Source organism: Streptomyces sp. NPDC058086, assembly GCF_042885015.1.
Lineage (GTDB): Bacteria > Actinomycetota > Actinomycetes > Streptomycetales > Streptomycetaceae > Streptomyces.
Genome location: NZ_JBHVST010000098.1, coordinates 1 through 17,533 on the forward strand (window position 1 = coordinate 1; position 17,533 = coordinate 17,533).

Genomic DNA, 17,533 nt, shown 5'->3' on the forward strand with positions numbered 1-17,533 from the left:
GATCAGACGTGGGCCGGGCAAGCGAGCCGCTGCTCGATCCGAACGTAAGCGACGGGCTTGCGACGCACCGCCACGGCCCCTCGCGTCGTACGGCGACTGCGGGTGAGTGGGGCGAGCGGTCTGTGGTGGCGGGTCAGGGCGCGCGGGGGGACGGGGGCGTGGGGGTCGGGGGCTCGGTCGGCTGTGTTGGTGTCTCGGGGGGTGTCGGGGTGTGACGGGGGGCGCCCTGGGCCATGGACTGGGCGGTGTTGGAGACGGCCTTGATGCCCAGGTAGGCGGTGGTCATGCTGCTCACCGCGGTGAACGCGGCGGTGAGCACGCCGACGATCACGGCCTTGTCGCCGTCGAGCCGCCAGACGCCGAAGATCGCGACGCCCGAGATCGCGAGAATGCTGACGACCACGGCCAACAGCCCGTACCGGGTCCGGTCCTTCTCCAATTCGGTGTCCTGAATCACTCTGGCCACGTTCCGGCTCATGTCTTCCCCACCCCGAAGAAACCTGCTGGACCGGCCAGAACATAGCGGCGGCCGAGTGCCGGTGCCAAGCGAGCCGCCCGTCACCGGTCGCGCCCGTCCCGGCGCGAAGAAAGGGGCGAACCCTTTCGGGTCCGCCCCTCCTCAGCTGTCCGCGCGAGTGTCATCGCACGTCGACGTAGTCCTCCGTGCCGTCGCCCACGAAGTGCTTGCTGTCGGGATACAGGAAGACGGGTACCCAGGTGCCGTCCTGCTGGGCCTTGAAGCCCTTGCTGAAGGATCCGTTCGATTTCGTGGTGACGGTGGACATCAGGTACCAGGTCTTCTTGCCCTTGGGCCGGAAGAGGATCTCCACCTTCTTGGCGCCGTACGCCTTCCAGGAGGTGGTGCCGGCCTTGCGCTCCTGGAGCACGCCCTTGACGGTGATCGTCCGGCCCTTGGAGACGGGCTCGGGGGACGCGTTGGCGTCCTTGATCTGGGTGAGGGCGCGGTTCCTGCGCAGGCTGCCGCTGACGCCGCCCTTGATGTCCTTGGCGGTGGAGCCTGCGTAGTGCAGCCGCCAGTAGCCGTCCGTGTAGCCCGGCAGCTTCTCGACGATGAACTGCGAGCCGATGGAGGTCTGCACCGTCTTCTTGGTGCTCCAGCCCGTCCTGCCGTCGGGCGAGTACTGGATGTCGACGCCGATCCGGTCGTTGCTGTCGCGTCCGACCAGGTCGACGCTGCCGGTGATGTCCAGCTGTGCGTACTCGTCCAGTCGCGCCGTGAACTCGGTGAACTTCGTCGTGGCGGTGGCCGCGACGGTGACGTCGGCCTTCGTGGTGCGCTGGATGAAGGGGTTGTACGGGTACGGCGGGAAGGCTACCTCGTAGACCTCCTTGCTGCCGTACGCGTACTTCGTGAAGGAGAAGCGTCCGCTCGCGTCGGTGGTCGACTGGACGGGACTGCAGGTGGTGCAGTCCTTGTAGTCCAACTGCAGCGCGATGCCGGACAGCGGCTTCCACTCCGTGCCGCTCTGGTACTGGAGCGTTCCGGTGACGTTGAACTTGTCGTTCGCGGTGACGTGGAAGCTGCTCTTGTCCAGGACGATCCGGGTCGGCGCGGTCTTCGGCCTGACCTCTACCCAGGGGCCGGCGGCGAAGCCCAGGTCGCCCTTGTACTGGGCGAAGGTCCAGCCGCCGTCCACCACCTCGTGGGAGGCGGAGAAGTGGCCGGCGTCGTCCGTGACAGCGGTCGTCTCGTCGTTCCCGTCGAACGTGAGGTCCACGGTGGCGCCGGGCAGTGGCACCGTCTCGCGGGTGCTGGGGTCGCGGACGGCCATGTCACCGGTGGCCGTGACCGTCTTGTGCTCGATGTCCGGTTCGGTCGGCGTGACCGAGTAACCGGTGATGACGGGCTGCTTCTGGTAGCGCAGAGTGCCGGCGTTCTGCTGGACGGTGGTCTCGCCCGAGGAGTCCGTGGCCTCGATGTCGATCGTGTAGTCGCCCAGAGCGTCCAGGTGGATGGGCTGGGAGGCCCAGATGCTGTCCCAGGAGCTGTAGTCGTACTTGCGCGTGAAGTCGGTGATCGTGGCCACCGGTGCGTCCGACTCGGCGCTGCCGGCCGGGCGGAGCTTGGCCGTGATCTTGTCGACCGAGCCGCTGTAGTTGAGACGGACGTCGAGGACCGACCAGTCGGCCTGATCGCTGTACGCATTCTCGACGTTCGGCCCCGCGGCGTGGGCCGTGCCGGGTATCGCGAAGGTGCCGACCAGGACGGCGCCGGCCGTCACCAGTCCTCTGGCGATATGTCTCAAGAACCCCCCTAAGGCTCCGCGAGCGACGAAAACCCCCTCCGGTTGACCCGGAGGGGGTTTTCGTTCTTGTGGCTGGGGCCGGGGTCGAACCGGCGACCTATCGCTTTTCAGGCGATCGCTCGTACCAACTGAGCTACCCAGCCACGAGGTTTCATGTGAAACCTCAGCGGTCCTGACGGGATTTGAACCCGCGGCCTCCACCTTGACAGGGTGGCGAGCACTCCAAACTGCTCCACAGGACCAAGCTGTTGCGTGCGACGCGTAAAACAGTGTCGCACACGGTGTTGCGTGCCCCCAACGGGATTCGAACCCGTGCTACCGCCTTGAAAGGGCGGCGTCCTAGGCCGCTAGACGATGAGGGCTATCGGCCCGCCTGGGCGCTTCTCAGCGCGTCGGGGACGTCAGAAGCATATGGGATGGCGGGGGGTATCGCCAAAACGGTTTACGGGGTGGTCGTGGGGGTGGTCGGCGAGGGGGAGGAGGACTGGGGCGCGCCCGGTTGGTTCTCCTTCGGGAGGTGGCGGCTGACCTCGGCCGTCGTCAGGCCCAGGCCGCCCAGTTTGATCTCGTCCCAGGCCTGGAGGCGGCGGGTGTCGCGGTCGACGTAGAGGACCGAGGCCTCGATGGGGTCCGGGTATTTGCCCTCGATCGCGCGCAGGCCGCTGCCGCCCGTCGAGCCCTCGACGCGCAGGCGGGTTCCGTACTTCATGACCTCCATCTGCTCGTGGTGGACGTGACCGGCCAGGACGAGGGGCACTTCGCCGTCCGTCCCGCGGGCCGCCGACGGCTCGTGGGCGATGGCGATGTCGACGGGAGTGCCTGCCGTGCGCTGGTCGCGGAGGGCGGAGGCCAGGCGGGCGCCGGCCAGATCCTCCGCCGCGTCGCCGCCCGGGACGACCGAGCGGTCGGGGGTGAACTGGGGGTCGCCGATGCCGGCGAAGCGCAGGCCCGCGACCGTGATCGCGCGGCCGTCGTCCAGGACGTGCACGTTCTTCATGCGTTCCAGGTAGCGCTGGGTGACGAGGCTGTCGTGGTTGCCGCGCACCCAGATGTAGGGCGCGCCCAGGTCGGGGATGGGGTCCAGGAAGCCGTTCTCGGCCGACGTTCCGTGGTCCATGGTGTCGCCGGAGTCGACGATCACATTGATCGAGTACTGCTTCACCAGCGATGCGATGATCTTCCAGCTGGCGGGGTTGAGGTGGATGTCGGAGACGTGCAGGACCCGGATCGTGGACGGGTCCGGCTCGTACGTCGGGAGCGTGGACGTGACGTCGTAGAGCTTCGTCACGTTCGTCACCAGGCGTGCCAACTCCTCCTGGTAGACGTTGAATTCGCTGACGATGTTGCGGGCGTTGCCGACGAGGGAGGGGGCGGAGGAGAGCAGTCCGGAGAACCTCGGTTCCAGCACCGAGTTCGGGTTCCAGGTGGCGAAGGCCGTCGCACCCGAGGCGGTGAGCAGGGTGAGGGCAAGGCCACCGGCGGCCAGGGCGCGGCGCGGGCGGCGGTAGACCGCGAGGCCGAGGGCCGTGGCGCCCGACACGACCGCGACGCAGGACCGTACGGCCAGGTCGAGTGTGCCGTGCTCGACGTCGTGCGCGACCTCGTCCTGCAGGCCCGAGAGCCGCTCGGGGTGGTCGACCAGGGCCTGCGCGCGGACCGGGTCGAGCTGGTCGACGTTCACGTCGAGGCGGACCGGGGCGATGTGGCTGTTCAGCTCCAGGGCGCCGAGCGGGGAGACGTTGATCTTGGTGCCGCCGGTGACCGAGGGGCGCAGGGTCATCGTGGTGTTCATGGGGCCGACCGGGACGCGCACATTGCCCACGATCAGCAGGCCCAGCCAGGCGCCGAGGAGGACGACCGCCAGCAGGCCGAGCGCCCGGGTGTACGGGTTCGGCTGCTGGACGAGTTCCTCGGTGACGGGGCGGAAGCGGCGGGTGCGGCGGAGGTGGCGGGAGCGGAGCGCGTGGTGCTTGCGGGTCAGAGTGGTGGTGACGGCGGATATGGCGGTGGTGACGGCAGCGGGGACGCGGGCCATTGGTCCCGTATGCCCAAGTGCGGGGGTGGGTATGCGGGGCGTACGGGGTTGTCGTCGACTCTCCTGCGCGGCGGTCGTACCGGACAATGGCCGTGTGCTGGAGATGACGCGCGAGGAGTTCGAGGAACTGGTCGCCGAGGCGCTGGACCGGATTCCGCCGGAGCTGACGCGGTTGATGGACAACGTGGCGGTGTTCGTCGAGGACGAGCCCGACCCCGCCGATCCCGAGCTGCTCGGGCTCTACGAGGGAACTCCCCTGACCGATCGCGGGGAGTGGTACGCGGGGGTGCTGCCGGATCGGATCACGATCTACCGGGGGCCGACCTTGCGGATGTGCGAGACGCGGGAGGACGTGGTCGCGGAGACCGAGGTCACCGTGGTGCACGAGATCGCGCATCACTTCGGGATCGATGACGAACGGCTGCACGCGCTCGGCTACGGGTGAGCGAGCGGGGAGTGGGTGGCGGGGGCTGATGCCCCGGGGGCTCGGGACGTGTGTCATGTTCCCGCGTGTCCTCTTGTGGGCGGCGGGAGTTGGGCAGGGGGACTCCCCGATCCATCCCCAGGCTCTCGGCCTCGCCGAGAAGGGGAGACCCCCTCCGGAGGTGGCTGCCCGTGCGCGCCTTGTACGTACCCGTCCGTCTGGCCGCCACGGTCATCGTCGTCGCGTCCGCCGCCGGCTGTATGAGCGTGGGTGACGACGCGGGCCGGCCCGGGCCCGCGCACTCGGCGGGGCGGCACGGCGGCCAGGCTTCCGACGGGGGGTCCGCGGGGGGCAAGGGCGGTGGCGGGTTCCACGGGGGGACGGGTGTGAAGGGCGGTGCCTCCGCCAAGCCCGGTGAGTCGGCCTCCGGGTCCGCGTCCGCGTCCGCGTCGGCCTCCGGCGGCGCGAAGCCGTCCGCCAGGGCGACGGGCAAGGGGGACGGCAACGGGCAGCCGGAGCAGCCCCCGCCGTCGAACGGGGTGCCGAGTCCCACGCACGCCACGTCGGATCCGACTCCGCCGCCCCCTCCCCCGCCACCGCCCGTGACGTCGACGCCCGATCCGACCACGGCGGAGCCCTCGTCCTCGGCGCATGAGCAGACCACGCAGCTGGTGGATCGGGAGCCGGCACCGCGGGCGGGCCAACCGGCGTGAACGGGGCGGCGGGGAGGGGCGGAGGGCCGACGGGCGGAGGGGTGGCGGGAAAGTCGGCGGAGGGGGCGGGAATACGCTCGGCCATCGCTGGTGTTGGAACCCCTGCCAGCAGACGTAAGACCTCCCCTACGTGCCTGACCTGCCCCTTTGGGGGTCAGTTTGCCTTCAGGGGTTGGGGGTGCGTATGGTGGTAGATCGTTTGATCCCATTTGCCCGGCGCCATTGCAGAGAGCGCCGCGTGTGGCGCGTACTCTCCCTTGCCGTGGCCGGACCGCATAGAGGCGGTCGATTGCGACTTCACGGAGTTTGGGCGCGTGCCGAAGAACTCCGGAAGGTTCGCATTTCGCATGTCTGTTTCCAGTACTGATCACGTCGTCGTGCCCGAGAACAACGAGAACGACAACAACGAGGGCATCCAGGCCGCCGTCGAGACCGTGGAGACGGTCGAGACCGTCGAGGCCGCCCCCGAGATCACCTTCGACTCCCTCGGCCTCCCCGAGGGCGTCGTCCGCAAGCTCGCCCAGAACGGTGTGACCACCCCGTTCCCGATCCAGGCCGCGACCATCCCGGACGCCCTGGCCGGCAAGGACATCCTCGGCCGTGGCCGCACCGGCTCCGGCAAGACCCTCTCCTTCGGTCTGCCGACCCTGGCGCGACTCGCCGGCGGTCACACCGAGAAGAAGAAGCCGCGCGCCGTCATCCTCACGCCGACCCGTGAGCTGGCCATGCAGGTCGCCGACGCGCTGCAGCCCTACGGCGACGTCCTCGGCCTGAAGATGAAGGTCGTCTGCGGCGGTACGTCGATGGGCAACCAGATCTACGCCCTGGAGCGCGGCGTCGACGTCCTCGTCGCCACCCCGGGCCGTCTGCGCGACATCATCAACCGTGGCGCCTGCTCGCTGGAGAACGTCCAGGTGGCCGTTCTCGACGAGGCCGACCAGATGTCCGACCTGGGCTTCCTGCCCGAGGTCACCGAGCTGTTCGACCAGATCCCGGCCGGCGGCCAGCGGATGCTGTTCTCGGCCACGATGGAGAACGAGATCTCCACGCTGGTCAAGCGCTACCTGACCAACCCGGTCACGCACGAGGTCGACAGCGCCCAGGGCAACGTCACGACGATGTCCCACCACATCCTCATCGTGAAGCCCAAGGACAAGGCGCCGGTCACCGCCGCGATCGCCTCCCGCAAGGGCCGCACGATCATCTTCGTCCGCACCCAGCTGGGCGCCGACCGTATCGCCGAGCAGCTGCGCGACGCCGGTGTGAAGGCCGACGCGCTGCACGGCGGCATGACCCAGGGCGCGCGGACCCGGACGCTGGCCGACTTCAAGGACGGTTACGTCAACGCGCTCGTCGCGACCGACGTCGCCGCCCGCGGTATCCACGTCGACGGCATCGACCTGGTCCTGAACGTGGACCCGGCCGGTGACCACAAGGACTACCTGCACCGCTCCGGCCGTACGGCCCGCGCGGGCCGCAGCGGCACCGTGGTGTCCCTCTCCCTGCCGCACCAGCGCCGTCAGATCTTCCGGCTGATGGAGGACGCGGGCGTCGACGCCGCGCGTCACATCATCAACTCCGGTACGGCCTTCGAGCCCGAGGTCGCCGAGATCACCGGCGCCCGGTCGATGACCGAGGTCCAGGCCCAGTCGGCCGGCGACGCCGCGCAGCAGGCCGAACGTGAGGTCTCGCAGCTCACCAAGGAGCTGGAGCGCGCGCAGCGTCGTGCGGTCGAGCTGCGTGGGGAGGCCGACCGTCTGGTGGCCCGTGCCGCGCGCGAGCGGGGCGAGGACCCGGAGGCGGCGGTCGTCGCGGCCGCGGAGGCCCTGGCGGAGCAGGCGGTGGCCGAGGCCCCGGCCGAGACGCCGGCCGTGTCCGAGCAGCCCGTCGCCGAGCGTTCGTCCTACGAGCCGCGTCAGCGCCGTGACGAGCGGGGCAACTACGAGCGCCGCGACAACGACCGTGGTGACCGTGGTGGCTCTGGCTTCCGTCGGGACAACGACCGTCGCGATGACCGTGGTGGTCGTTCGTTCGAGCGTCGTGACGACCGTGGTGGCTCTGGCTTCCGTCGGGACAACGACCGTCGTGACGACCGTGGTGGTCGTTCGTTCGAGCGTCGTGACGACCGTGGTGGTTCCGGCTTCCGTCGGGACAACGACCGTCGTGACGACCGTGGTGGTCGTTCGTTCGAGCGTCGTGACGACCGTGGTGGTTCCGGCTTCCGTCGGGACAACGACCGTCGTGACGACCGTGGCGGCTTCGACCGTGACCGTCGGGACGGCGACCGTGGTGGTCGTTCGTTCGAGCGTCGTGACGACCGCGGTGGCTCCGGCTTCCGCCGTGACAACGACCGTGGTGCCGCCGGCCGTACCTTCGAGCGTCGTGACGACCGTGGCGGCCACCGTGGCAGCGACCGTCCCTTCAACCGCGACCGCCAGGACAACCGTCCCTCCAGCGGTTTCCGCGCCGGCAGCCACGACCGCCCGTACGGCCGTCGCGACGACCACCGCGGCACCGGCACCGGCACTGGCACGGGCACCGGCACCGGTTCCTTCGGCCGCCGCGACGAGAAGCCCCGCTGGAAGCGCAACGGCTGATGTCCGCTGACGTCTGCTGACGTCCGCGACCGCTGACTGAACGCCGTGGCCCCCACCGATCCGGTGGGGGCCACGGCGTTTTTTGTGCCTGTGCCCGCGACCCGAGCCGTTCGAAAAGGCTTTCCCGGAGGCTGTGAACTCGCTGTAGGATCAGCCGACTTCTGAGACGGATGCGACGGCCGGGGGGCCGGGGGGCATCGAGAAGCGGTGCGCGTCCCGTCTCGTTCTTCGGGGAGGGTCTTCTTGACTCGTCATGCCTTCGTGCGCCTGCGTCTCGTCGCCGCCTCCGCGGTGCTGGCGGCCGGCCTGAGCCCGTTGCTGCCGTCGCCGACGGCGGTCGCGGACGCGCCGCAGGAGACGGTGGTGCCGGCCACGCTGCGCAGCACCTACCCCTCCGCCGAGCTCTACAGTGGGTCGTCGCCCAGCGGCCACGACGGCGCGGGGCAGCAGGGCGTCTTCCACACGCTGGAGGGGTCCGGGCTGGTCTGGACGCGGTACGCGGACGGGACGTCCGTGCCCGTGACGCAGCCGACGGGGATCATGGCCTGGGGGACCGGCGGAGACGTCCTCGCGTACCGCTACGCGGGTGACCGGGTCGACCTGTGGAACGCGGTCGACGGGACCACCCGCACCCTCCATATACCCTCGGGCCTGGCGCTGCTCACCGTGTACAGCGACCTGGCGGTCGCCTACCGAGGCGTGCAGGACGAGAACGGCAGGACCTGGCGGGAGATGCACCTGCTGCTCCCGGAGGCCGACGGCAGCACGCGTGACGTGCCGGTCGGCGGAGTGCCCGCGGGAGTGCACCTCGGGGCGCCCGTGAACGGGGACGCCGACGGGCTGCTGTTCCAGGGCTCGAAGGACGGGCAGTACCTGTCGGTCATGGTCGACCGGCGGACGGGGCAGGTGCAGGGCTGGACCCCGCTGCGTTCCAAGGTCTACCTCAGGGCCCAGGTCACCGCCGAGCACGTGGTCCTGTTCAACGTCGGCCAGAGCGCCGTGCAGGTGTTCTCCCGCTCCGACCTGTCGGCGGCCCCGGCCGAGGTCAAGCTGTCGGGCAGCGGCGTGAACCCTGCGCAGGATCTCGCCGTGGTCGGCGACTGGCTGGTCCACCGGCCCAGCGGCGGTACGGCGGTCATCGCCGAACCCATCGCGGGCGGTCCCGCGGTCACCCTGATGCCCTCGTCGGGTGCCTACTCCTCCGCCGTCTCCGACGGCACCGCCGTCCTGATCGGCCGCACCACCGCCGACGACTGGGGCGTCCAGCGCATCAAGCCGGGTCCGGGAGGCAGTCCGGTCGTCACCCAGGTCAAGGCGCTGCCCAAGCCGCCGATCAAGATCCAGGGACTGTCCCTGGAACAGGGGCGGCTGCTCGTCGCCGACACCGGCGGCCCGGGCGGACGCCGCGACGACTACGTACGGACCGTCGCCGTGACCGGCACCCCCGAGTTCGGCGCACGCTCGTCCTTCGACGGCACCGACCTGGACCTCGGCACCTGCCCGGCGACGGAGGTCGGCTGCTCCCAGCTCCACGGCACGGCCGACGGTCGCGCCGCCTGGGTGACGAAGGACACCACGACCAGCGACCGCATTCGCGTCAACGGGCCGGCCCCGCACACCTTCTGGGAGCGCGGGGTCCCCGCCGACGGCCGGATCACCGACGTGTCCGGCCAGTACCTGATCCACACGACGGACACCGCGCAGACCGTCTACAAGATCGGCAACGACGGCACCCCGGCGCTCACCCGCACGCCCGGCGCCGCCGCCCTCTCCGGCGACACCCTGTGGACCCCGGGCACCACCCCCGGCACCGTCACGGCGTACGACCTCACCACGAAGAAGATCACCGAGACCCTCACCACCGACGCCGGCTGCGCACCCACCGAACTGCGGGCCAACGGCCGTTGGCTGTACTGGAGCTGCGCCGACGGAACGGCCGGCGTCTACGACCGTACGGCGAAGAAGTCCGTGCCCGTCCCGGCCGGCGAGGCGGAACTCGGCGACGGATTCGTCGTCACGCACGACAGACAGGCCGGGCAACTGGTCCTCACGACGGTCGCGGACGGCACACCCGTGAGCCGCGTGATCGGCGCACTGCCCGACACCGGAATCTCCCAGCGCGAGGTGCGCTGGACGGTCGACGAGTCGACCGGGAACGTGGCCTACGTCGACGACCAGGAGCGCGTGCACCTCGTGCCGACCGGCGTCACCCAGCAGCCGCTGCGCCTGCTGGCCCCGGTCGACTCGGCGTCCATGCTCGTCGCGCGGGAGATCGACACGACGCCGTCCACGCTGACCACCCTGCTGCTGTCGAAGCCGGCCGCGGGCTGGCGGCTGACCGTGCGCAGCCGCGCCACCGGCAAGGTCGTGGACACGCGGGACGGCGGTGAGACGCGCGGCGAGGTGAAGGTGGGCTGGTTCGGGACGGACGCCAAGGGGGCGTTCCTGACGAACGGGTCGTACGACTGGACGCTGTCCGTCACACCGGCCGACGGCGTCGGCGCCCCGGTGACGGCGAGCGGCACGGTCGCCCTGTTCGGCGCCGCGCCGGCCCGCCACGACTACATCGGCGGCGGCGACTCCGTCGGCGACCTGCTCACCCTCAGCTCCTCGGGCACGCTGGGCTTCCGGCAGGGCTCGGGCAAGGGCACGTTCTCCGTGAACCTCGGCACCAGCAGCGGCTGGACGACGACCAACAAGGTGGTGCCGTTCGGCGACCTGAGCGGCGACCGCTGCAACGACGTCCTGGTCCGGCTGACCAGCGGGGCACTGCGTGCGTACAAGCCGGACTGCTACGGCACGCTGAAGCCGTCGACTGCGTACACCTCGCTCGGCACCAGCGGCTGGAACCAGTACGACGTCCTCACCGCGCCCGGTGACATCAGCGGCGACGGCCGCCCGGATCTGATCGCGCGCAACGCGGCGACCGGCACGGTCTACCTCTACAAGGGCACGAGCACGGGCAAGCTGTCCGCGCGCGTGAAGCTGTACGCCAACTGGAAGACGTACAAGAAGGTCGTCGGCGTCGGTGACCTGAACGGCGACGGCATCGGTGACCTGCTCGCCCAGGACAAGACCAACACCCTGTACCGCTACTACGGCACCGGCAAGGGGTCGTTCGGCGGGCGGGCGAAGGTGTCCGCGGGCTGGGGCGGGTCGTACAACGTCGTCGTCGGCGCCGGGGACATCACGGGCGACGGCAAGGCGGATCTGGTCGCGCGGGACACCGCGGGCAATCTGTACCGTCAGAACGGCACCGGCAAGGGGTCGTTCGCGGCGCGGGTGAAGATCGGGAGCGGCTGGCAGGGCTACAAGGGCCTTTTCTAGCCAACCCGACGTCTTGATCGGTGCATGTCCATCCCCCAGCGAGGGAATCGCTGGGGGCATGACAGATGACGCCAAGGCGAGTGGGCTGTCGGACGAAGAACGACTTGCCCAGCTCGGCTACACGCAGGTTCTCGCCCGCCGTATGTCGGCATTCTCCAACTACGCGGTCTCGTTCACGATCATCTCGGTTCTCTCGGGGTGCCTGACGCTGTATCTGTTCGGCATGAACACCGGCGGCCCCGCCGTGATGATGTGGGGGTGGGTCGCGGTCGGACTGATGACGCTGTTCGTCGGGCTGTCGATGGCCGAGATCTGTTCGGCCTATCCGACCTCGGCGGGGCTGTACTTCTGGGCCCACCGGCTGGCGCCCGCGAGGTCGGCCGCCGCCTGGGCCTGGTTCACGGGGTGGTTCAACGTCCTCGGGCAGGTCGCGGTGACCGCCGGGATCGACTTCGGCGCGGCGTCCTTCCTGGGTGCGTATCTGAACCTGCAGTTCGACTTCACGATCACGCCGGGCCGTACGATCCTGCTCTTCGCCGGGATCCTCGTCCTGCACGGGCTGCTGAACACCTTCGGGGTCCGGATCGTCGCCCTCCTCAACGACATCAGCGTGTGGTGGCACGTGCTGGGTGTCGGGGTGATCGTGGGCGCGCTGGCCTTCGTACCGGACCACCATCAGTCGGCGTCCTTCGTGTTCACGCACTTCGTGAACAACACGGGCTGGGGCAGTGGTGTGTACGTCGTTCTCATCGGTCTGCTGATGGCGCAGTACACCTTCACCGGGTACGACGCCTCCGCCCATATGACCGAGGAGACGCACGACGCGTCGACGGCGGGCCCGAAGGGCATCGTGCAGTCGATCTGGACCTCGTGGATAGCCGGATTCGTGCTGCTGCTGGGCTTCACCTTCGCCATCCAGTCGTACGACAAGGAACTGGGCTCGGCGACGGGCGCGCCGCCGGCGCAGATCCTGCTCGACGCGCTGGGGGCGACGGCGGGCAAGCTCCTGCTCCTGGTCGTGATCGGCGCGCAGCTCTTCTGCGGGATGGCGTCCGTCACCGCCAACAGCCGCATGATCTACGCGTTTTCACGGGACGGCGCGCTGCCGTTCTCGCACGTCTGGCACACCGTGAGCCCGCGCACGCGCACGCCGGTCGCGGCGGTGTGGCTGGCGGCACTGGGCGCGCTCGTGCTGGGGCTGCCGTACCTGATCAATGTGACGGCGTACGCGGCCGTGACGTCGATCGCCGTGATCGGGCTCTACATCGCGTACGTCATCCCGACGCTGCTGCGGCTGCGCAAGGGGGAGGCGTTCGAGCGGGGGCCGTGGCACCTGGGTCGCTGGTCGCGCGCGATCGGCGTGGTCTCGGTCGCCTGGGTCGTCGTGATCACGGTCCTGTTCATGCTGCCGCAGGTCTCGCCGATCACCTGGGAGACCTTCAACTACGCTCCGGCCGCGGTCCTCGTCGTCCTCGGCTTCGCCGCGACCTGGTGGCTGGCCTCGGCCCGCCACTGGTTCCTCAACCCCGACCACGCCCGCACGGTCGCCCGCGTGGCGGCGCGCAAGGACGCGCCCGAACCGGTTGATCCATAGGGCTGTTCGCTGTTGGCGTGGCCGGGACGCCGATACCCGATCGGAGTCCTGGCCTCGTCCGGCTATGCTCGGGGATGCATCGGCACGGGATCGATCCGGGCCGGCGTGTGGACCCTTAGCTCAATTGGCAGAGCAGTGGACTTTTAATCCATTGGTTGTGGGTTCGAGTCCCACAGGGTCTACCGAAAAGCCCCAGGTCAGAGGGATCTGACCTGGGGCTTCGGTGTGTTCGGGGAGCGTGGGGCCCGACGGCTCAGCCCGCCGTGAGTTCCGGCAGGGGGAGCGTGTGCTGGGTCTGGAGGACCTTGGCGCGCAGGTAGCGCACGTTGTGGGCGGTGGTGAAGACGCCCGTCGGGACGCGGTGGGAGACCGTGACGCCGAGGTCGCGCAGCTGCTCGGCCTTGTCCGGGTTGTTGGAGAGCAGGTCCAGGTCGTCGATGCCGAGGGCCTGGAGCATCTGGGCCGCCGCCGTGTAGTCGCGGCCGTCCTCGGGCAGGCCGAGCGCGGCGTTGGCGGCGTATGTGTCGAGGCCCTGGTCCTGGAGGGCGTACGCGTCGAGCTTGTTGTAGAGGCCGATGCCGCGGCCCTCCTGACGGAGGTACAGGAGCACTCCGCCGCGCTCCGCGATCTGCTCCACCGCCTCGCGCAGCTGCGGGCCGCAGTCGCAGCGGGCCGAGCCGAAGACGTCACCGGTCAGGCATTCGGAGTGGAGCCGCACCAGCGGGGTCGCGCCGGGCTTGCCGAGCACGACGGCGAGGTGCTCCTTGTCGTCGGCGAGGCCGTGGAAGGTGACCAACTCCGCGTCGACCGAGTAGCCGTCGCCGAAACGCAGGGGCACAGTGACGCGGGTGCGCACCGTGGCGGTGGGGAAATCGCGCATGTTGTCTCTCCGGTCCAGCGGGTGTGGTGCGAGTTGTGCCGGTGGTGCTTCAGTTTTGAAGCACTGCCTCGGAGACAGACAGTACACGGTGCTTTAAAGTTCAAGCAACGGCTTTGGTCGATTCTGTGTCGTACGGCTCACGAAGAGTGCTGCCGTACGGCTCACGAGGAACGTCGTCGCCGACTCACGAAGAACGCCGCCGCCACGGCAGATCTTCCCCGCAGGCCCCGGGGTTCTCCCCCTGGATGCCGCGGGTGATGGCCCCGCAGATCTCCTCCAGTTGTCCCACCTGCTCCGGGGTCAGCTGGTCGAAGACCGCCCTCATGACCTGCTCCGCGTGACCCGGCGCCGCCCGCTCCAGAACGGCCATCCCCTCGTCCGTGAGGACCGCGACCTGGGTGCGCTTGTCGCTGTGGCAGCCCTCCCGGCGCACCAGGCCGTCGTTCGCCAGCCGGGTGACGCCGTACGTCAGCCGACTGCGGGTGATCTTCAGGATCTCGGCGAGGTCGGTCATCCGCAGCCGCCGGTCCGGTGCCTCGGACAGCATGGCCAGGATGGAGTAGTAAAGGTGGGGCATGCCGGTCTCGGCCTGGAGCTGCCGGTCGATCGTGTCCTCCAGGAGCGAGGTGGCGGCGTTGTACGCGCGCCATGCGCGCTGCTCGGCGGGGGAGAGCCAGCGGGTCGTCATGCCGCCAGTCTAGGTATTGTTTAAAACTTGAACCACTAGGAGCCCTGCGCTCGGAGCTGGAGAGTGCGCCCCATGCCCCACCCCTATGTCCTGTTGTCCGCCGCCGTCTCCCTCGACGGCTTCCTGGACGACACCGGCCCCGAACGCCTGCTGCTCTCGGGCCCGGCCGACTTCGACCGGGTCGACGAGGTGCGGGCATCCAGCGACGCGATCCTGATCGGCGCCGGCACCATCCGCGCGGACAACCCCCGGCTGCTGGTCAACTCCGCCGAGCGCCGGGCGGCGCGGATCGCCGCCGGACGCCCGGAGTACCCGCTGAAGGTCACCGTCAGCGGCTCCGGCGACCTCGACCCGGACGCCCAGTTCTGGCACACGGGCGGCGAGAAGGTCGTCTACACGACGGACAAGGGCGCCGAACGCGCCACCGACGCCCTGCGCGGACTGGACGTCGACGTGGTCCCGACCGGCGCCGAGCTGGACTGGCGCGTCGTGCTCGAACACCTCCACGACGTACGCGGGGTGCGGCGGCTGATGGTCGAGGGCGGGGGGCGCGTGCACACCCAGCTGATGGCACAGGGGCTGGCGGACGAGCTGCAGCTCGCCGTCGCGCCGCTCTTCGTGGGGGAGCCGGACGCGCCACGGCTGTTCGGACCCGGGGGATATCCGCCGGGCCGGATGCGCCTGGTGGAGACACGGCCGGTCGGGGACGTCGTCCTCGTCCGCTACGCCCCCACCGCACCCGGGGCAGGCGCTCTCGCCTCCGCCGCGGACCGGCACTGGCTGGGCGTCGCCTGCGAGCTGGCGGCGCTGTGCCCGCCCTCGGAGACGGCGTTCAGTGTGGGGGCGGTGGTGGTGGCGGCCGACGGCACCGAGCTGGCGCGCGGGCACTCGCGGGAGGGCGACGACCCCGTCGTGCACGCCGAGGAGGCGGCGCTCGCGAAGATCGATGCCGCGGATCCGCGCCTGCGCTCCGCCACCGTGTACAGCAGCCTGGAACCCTGCGCGCGGCGGGCGTCCCGGCCCGCGCCCTGTGCGCGGCTGATCCTCGACGCGGGTGTACGGCGGGTGGTCACCGCGTGGCGCGAGCCCGACACGTTCGTGACGGGGGCCGACGGGAACGGTCTGCTCGTGGCCGCGGGGGCGGATGTCGTCGTACTGCCGGAGTTCGAGGAGCGGGCCGTGGCGCCCAATCGGCACCTTCTCGCGGCCGGGTAGGGGCGGCCTCGCGGGCGTCCGCGAAAAGCCTGGTGAATAGGGCCCCGCGGATGGCGTACACTAATTTCAACGACGCGGGGTGGAGCAGCTCGGTAGCTCGCTGGGCTCATAACCCAGAGGTCGCAGGTTCAAATCCTGTCCCCGCTACTGAAGGCCAAGGGCCGGAACTCGGAAACGAGTTCCGGCCCTTGGTTTTTTCCCGTCTGCCGTCCCAGGATTTCCTGCCGTCCCGGGTTTCCTGCCGCCCGGCTTTCCCGTTTGCCGTTCTGCCCCGGTTTTCCCTGCCGACCCGACTTTCTGTAGTCTGCTGCTCACTATGAGTTGTCCTCGGTGGCTGGTCCGGCGCGCGCCGACGCTCGCGCTGCTGCTCGCCGCGTGCGCGCTTTTCCTCGGGGTCTGTCACGGCGGGCATGGCTTCGTGCCGGACGGCGGGACCGTCGTCGCCCCGGCCGGGCACCACCACGGGCGCGGCGGAGCCGGCGGCGTCCGGTGGTCGGGCTCGGACTGACGCATCCCCCGGTCGGCCCCTCACCACTCGCCCCCCGCCCCCGCGCCGGGAAGCCTGGACGGGTGGGGCAGCAGCAAGGAGGCGCGCAGCGGGCCGAGGAGCCGAACGACGAGCCGTACGACCGGTCCGGTGGGCGGTTGCCCGGGGACCCCGTGCCCGATCCGGGGCTGGGGGACGAGCCGGTGCCCCGCCCGGCCGAGGCGGACCGGGGCCGGATCTCCTGCGCGCGAAACCTCGTTCGGGTGCTGCCCGCGCTGCTCATCCTGGTCGGCGCGTTCTACGACTACTTCACCCCGATGGCCTTCACCGCGGGCCCCCTCTTCACGGCCGCGCCGCTCGTGGCCGCCCCGCTCTTCTCGCTGCGCGGCACCGTGCTCACCGGCATCGCGGCGCTCGTCGCGGTGCTCACGATCCACATCCGGCTCGGCATCGTCTTCAAGGTGGACGCGCTCACGGAGGTCGCCACCGTGGCGACCGTCGGCGTGCTGGCCGTGCTCATCAACATTCTCGTCCGTCGAACCGACGAACGACTCGCCTCGGCCCACCAGATCGCCGAGGCGGCCCAGCGTGCCGTCCTGCCGGAACCTGACCGGCGGATCGGCGGCCTCGACGTCGCGGCACGTTACGAGGCCGCGCAGGCGGGCGCGTTCATCGGCGGCGACCTGTACGCGGTGCAGGACTCCCCGCACGGCGTAAGGCTGGCGGTGGGCGACGTGCGAGGGAAGGGCATGGAAGCGGTGGCCGCCGTCGCGGTGCTCATCGGGGCGTTCCGGGAGGCGGCCGAGCAGGAGGCCACGCCGGAGGCGGTCGCGCAGAGGCTGGAGCGGGCGCTGGCCCGCGAGGGCACCCGGCGCAAGGGCCTTGACGCCTTCGAGGGGTTCACCACCGCCGTCCTCGCGGAGATCACGCACGAGGGCGGCCTCGTACGGATCGTCAACCGCGGCCACCCGCCGCCGCTGCTCCTGCACGCGGACGGAACGCTGGTCACGCTCGCCGCCGCGAACCCCGCGCTCCCGCTCGGCATGGGCGAGTTGGGCAGCTGGCCGGACCGTGCGCAGGAGGCGGAGTTCCCGCACGGGGCCACGCTCCTCTTCCACACGGACGGACTGTCCGAGGCCCGCGACGCGCAGGGGCGCTTCTACGATCCGGCCGCGCGCCTGGCCGGACGGACCTTCCCCGGCCCCGACGTCCTGCTGGCCACGCTCTCGGAGGAGGTCCGGCGGCACACGGGCGGCGCACTGACGGACGACATGGCACTGCTCGCCGTACGGCGGCCGTAGTCACG

13 protein-coding genes and 5 tRNA genes are annotated in these 17,533 nt (G+C 70.3%); 10 read left to right on the forward strand and 8 right to left on the reverse strand.

Going from position 1 to position 17,533, the window contains the following annotated elements:
• Window positions 1-133: 133 nt before the first annotated feature.
• The 6 genes from ACFVWD_RS45150 to ACFVWD_RS45175 form a co-directional block, all read right to left on the reverse strand.
• On the reverse strand, window positions 134-478 hold the full coding sequence (locus ACFVWD_RS45150; protein WP_389603976.1) for a hypothetical protein: 345 nt from the start codon (window positions 476-478) through the stop codon (window positions 134-136).
• A 160-nt stretch (window positions 479-638) separates the two neighbouring features.
• Window positions 639-2,243 carry a hypothetical protein gene (locus ACFVWD_RS45155; protein ID WP_389603978.1) on the reverse strand — a complete coding sequence of 535 codons (1,605 nt, stop codon included), beginning with the start codon at window positions 2,241-2,243 and terminating at the stop codon, window positions 639-641.
• A gap of 93 nt (window positions 2,244-2,336) precedes the next feature.
• Window positions 2,337-2,410 (reverse strand) — tRNA-Phe (locus ACFVWD_RS45160).
• Between the two features lie 24 nt (window positions 2,411-2,434).
• A tRNA-Asp gene (locus tag ACFVWD_RS45165) sits at window positions 2,435-2,509 on the reverse strand.
• Between the two features lie 47 nt (window positions 2,510-2,556).
• Window positions 2,557-2,629, reverse strand: a tRNA-Glu gene (locus ACFVWD_RS45170).
• 80 nt (window positions 2,630-2,709) lie between these two features.
• Window positions 2,710-4,302, reverse strand: coding sequence for a metallophosphoesterase (locus ACFVWD_RS45175; protein ID WP_389603979.1), 1,593 nt, complete (start codon window positions 4,300-4,302; stop codon window positions 2,710-2,712).
• Window positions 4,303-4,396: 94 nt separating this feature from the next.
• Between ACFVWD_RS45175 and ACFVWD_RS45180 the strand changes: the two genes are divergently transcribed.
• The 6 genes from ACFVWD_RS45180 to ACFVWD_RS45205 all read left to right on the forward strand — a co-directional run bounded on the left by ACFVWD_RS45180 (window position 4,397) and on the right by ACFVWD_RS45205 (window position 13,139).
• Window positions 4,397-4,747 (forward strand): metallopeptidase family protein, encoded by a 351-nt coding sequence (locus tag ACFVWD_RS45180; RefSeq protein WP_067377126.1) that lies wholly within the window; start codon window positions 4,397-4,399, stop codon window positions 4,745-4,747.
• Between the two features lie 170 nt (window positions 4,748-4,917).
• Window positions 4,918-5,439 carry a hypothetical protein gene (locus tag ACFVWD_RS45185; protein WP_389603981.1) on the forward strand — a complete coding sequence of 174 codons (522 nt, stop codon included), beginning with the start codon at window positions 4,918-4,920 and terminating at the stop codon, window positions 5,437-5,439.
• A 347-nt stretch (window positions 5,440-5,786) separates the two neighbouring features.
• Entirely contained in the window at window positions 5,787-8,036 is a 2,250-nt protein-coding gene (locus ACFVWD_RS45190) for a DEAD/DEAH box helicase (protein ID WP_389603982.1), read from the forward strand.
• 243 nt (window positions 8,037-8,279) lie between these two features.
• Window positions 8,280-11,363 (forward strand): FG-GAP repeat domain-containing protein, encoded by a 3,084-nt coding sequence (locus tag ACFVWD_RS45195; protein WP_389603984.1) that lies wholly within the window; start codon window positions 8,280-8,282, stop codon window positions 11,361-11,363.
• Between the two features lie 58 nt (window positions 11,364-11,421).
• A complete protein-coding gene (locus tag ACFVWD_RS45200) occupies window positions 11,422-12,957 on the forward strand; it encodes an amino acid permease (RefSeq protein ID WP_389603985.1) in 1,536 nt (511 codons plus the stop codon).
• A gap of 109 nt (window positions 12,958-13,066) precedes the next feature.
• Window positions 13,067-13,139 (forward strand) — tRNA-Lys (locus tag ACFVWD_RS45205).
• A 71-nt stretch (window positions 13,140-13,210) separates the two neighbouring features.
• On the opposite strand, the gene ribA is transcribed toward ACFVWD_RS45205, so the two are convergent.
• Together ribA and ACFVWD_RS45215 are read right to left on the reverse strand one after the other, a co-directional pair.
• On the reverse strand, window positions 13,211-13,837 hold the full coding sequence (gene ribA, locus ACFVWD_RS45210) for a GTP cyclohydrolase II (RefSeq protein ID WP_054230267.1): 627 nt from the start codon (window positions 13,835-13,837) through the stop codon (window positions 13,211-13,213).
• 184 nt (window positions 13,838-14,021) lie between these two features.
• Window positions 14,022-14,525 (reverse strand): MarR family winged helix-turn-helix transcriptional regulator, encoded by a 504-nt coding sequence (locus tag ACFVWD_RS45215; RefSeq protein ID WP_385386771.1) that lies wholly within the window; start codon window positions 14,523-14,525, stop codon window positions 14,022-14,024.
• Between the two features lie 72 nt (window positions 14,526-14,597).
• On the opposite strand from ACFVWD_RS45215, the gene ACFVWD_RS45220 reads away from it, so the two are divergent.
• From ACFVWD_RS45220 to ACFVWD_RS45235, 4 genes are all read left to right on the forward strand, one after another.
• Window positions 14,598-15,740: a dihydrofolate reductase family protein gene (locus ACFVWD_RS45220; RefSeq protein ID WP_389603986.1), complete on the forward strand. Its 1,143-nt coding sequence runs from the start codon at window positions 14,598-14,600 to the stop codon at window positions 15,738-15,740.
• A gap of 73 nt (window positions 15,741-15,813) precedes the next feature.
• Window positions 15,814-15,887: transfer RNA gene (locus ACFVWD_RS45225), tRNA-Met, on the forward strand.
• 169 nt (window positions 15,888-16,056) lie between these two features.
• Window positions 16,057-16,248, forward strand: coding sequence for a hypothetical protein (locus ACFVWD_RS45230; protein ID WP_389603988.1), 192 nt, complete (start codon window positions 16,057-16,059; stop codon window positions 16,246-16,248).
• 62 nt (window positions 16,249-16,310) lie between these two features.
• Window positions 16,311-17,528 (forward strand): PP2C family protein-serine/threonine phosphatase, encoded by a 1,218-nt coding sequence (locus ACFVWD_RS45235; RefSeq protein WP_389603990.1) that lies wholly within the window; start codon window positions 16,311-16,313, stop codon window positions 17,526-17,528.
• Window positions 17,529-17,533 lie beyond the last annotated feature (5 nt).

Excerpts from the sequence above, each read along its gene's own strand:
- ACFVWD_RS45230 (WP_389603988.1), top strand. The coding sequence starts at position 16,057 with ATGAGTTGTCCTCGGTGGCTGGTCCGGCGCGCGCCGACGCTCGCGCTG.
- ACFVWD_RS45150 (WP_389603976.1), bottom strand. The coding sequence starts at position 478 with ATGAGCCGGAACGTGGCCAGAGTGATTCAGGACACCGAATTGGAGAAG.
- ACFVWD_RS45215 (WP_385386771.1), bottom strand. The coding sequence starts at position 14,525 with ATGACGACCCGCTGGCTCTCCCCCGCCGAGCAGCGCGCATGGCGCGCG.
- ribA (WP_054230267.1), bottom strand. The coding sequence starts at position 13,837 with ATGCGCGATTTCCCCACCGCCACGGTGCGCACCCGCGTCACTGTGCCC.
- ACFVWD_RS45220 (WP_389603986.1), top strand. The coding sequence starts at position 14,598 with ATGCCCCACCCCTATGTCCTGTTGTCCGCCGCCGTCTCCCTCGACGGC.
- ACFVWD_RS45190 (WP_389603982.1), top strand. The coding sequence starts at position 5,787 with ATGTCTGTTTCCAGTACTGATCACGTCGTCGTGCCCGAGAACAACGAG.
- ACFVWD_RS45200 (WP_389603985.1), top strand. The coding sequence starts at position 11,422 with ATGACAGATGACGCCAAGGCGAGTGGGCTGTCGGACGAAGAACGACTT.
- ACFVWD_RS45175 (WP_389603979.1), bottom strand. The coding sequence starts at position 4,302 with ATGGCCCGCGTCCCCGCTGCCGTCACCACCGCCATATCCGCCGTCACC.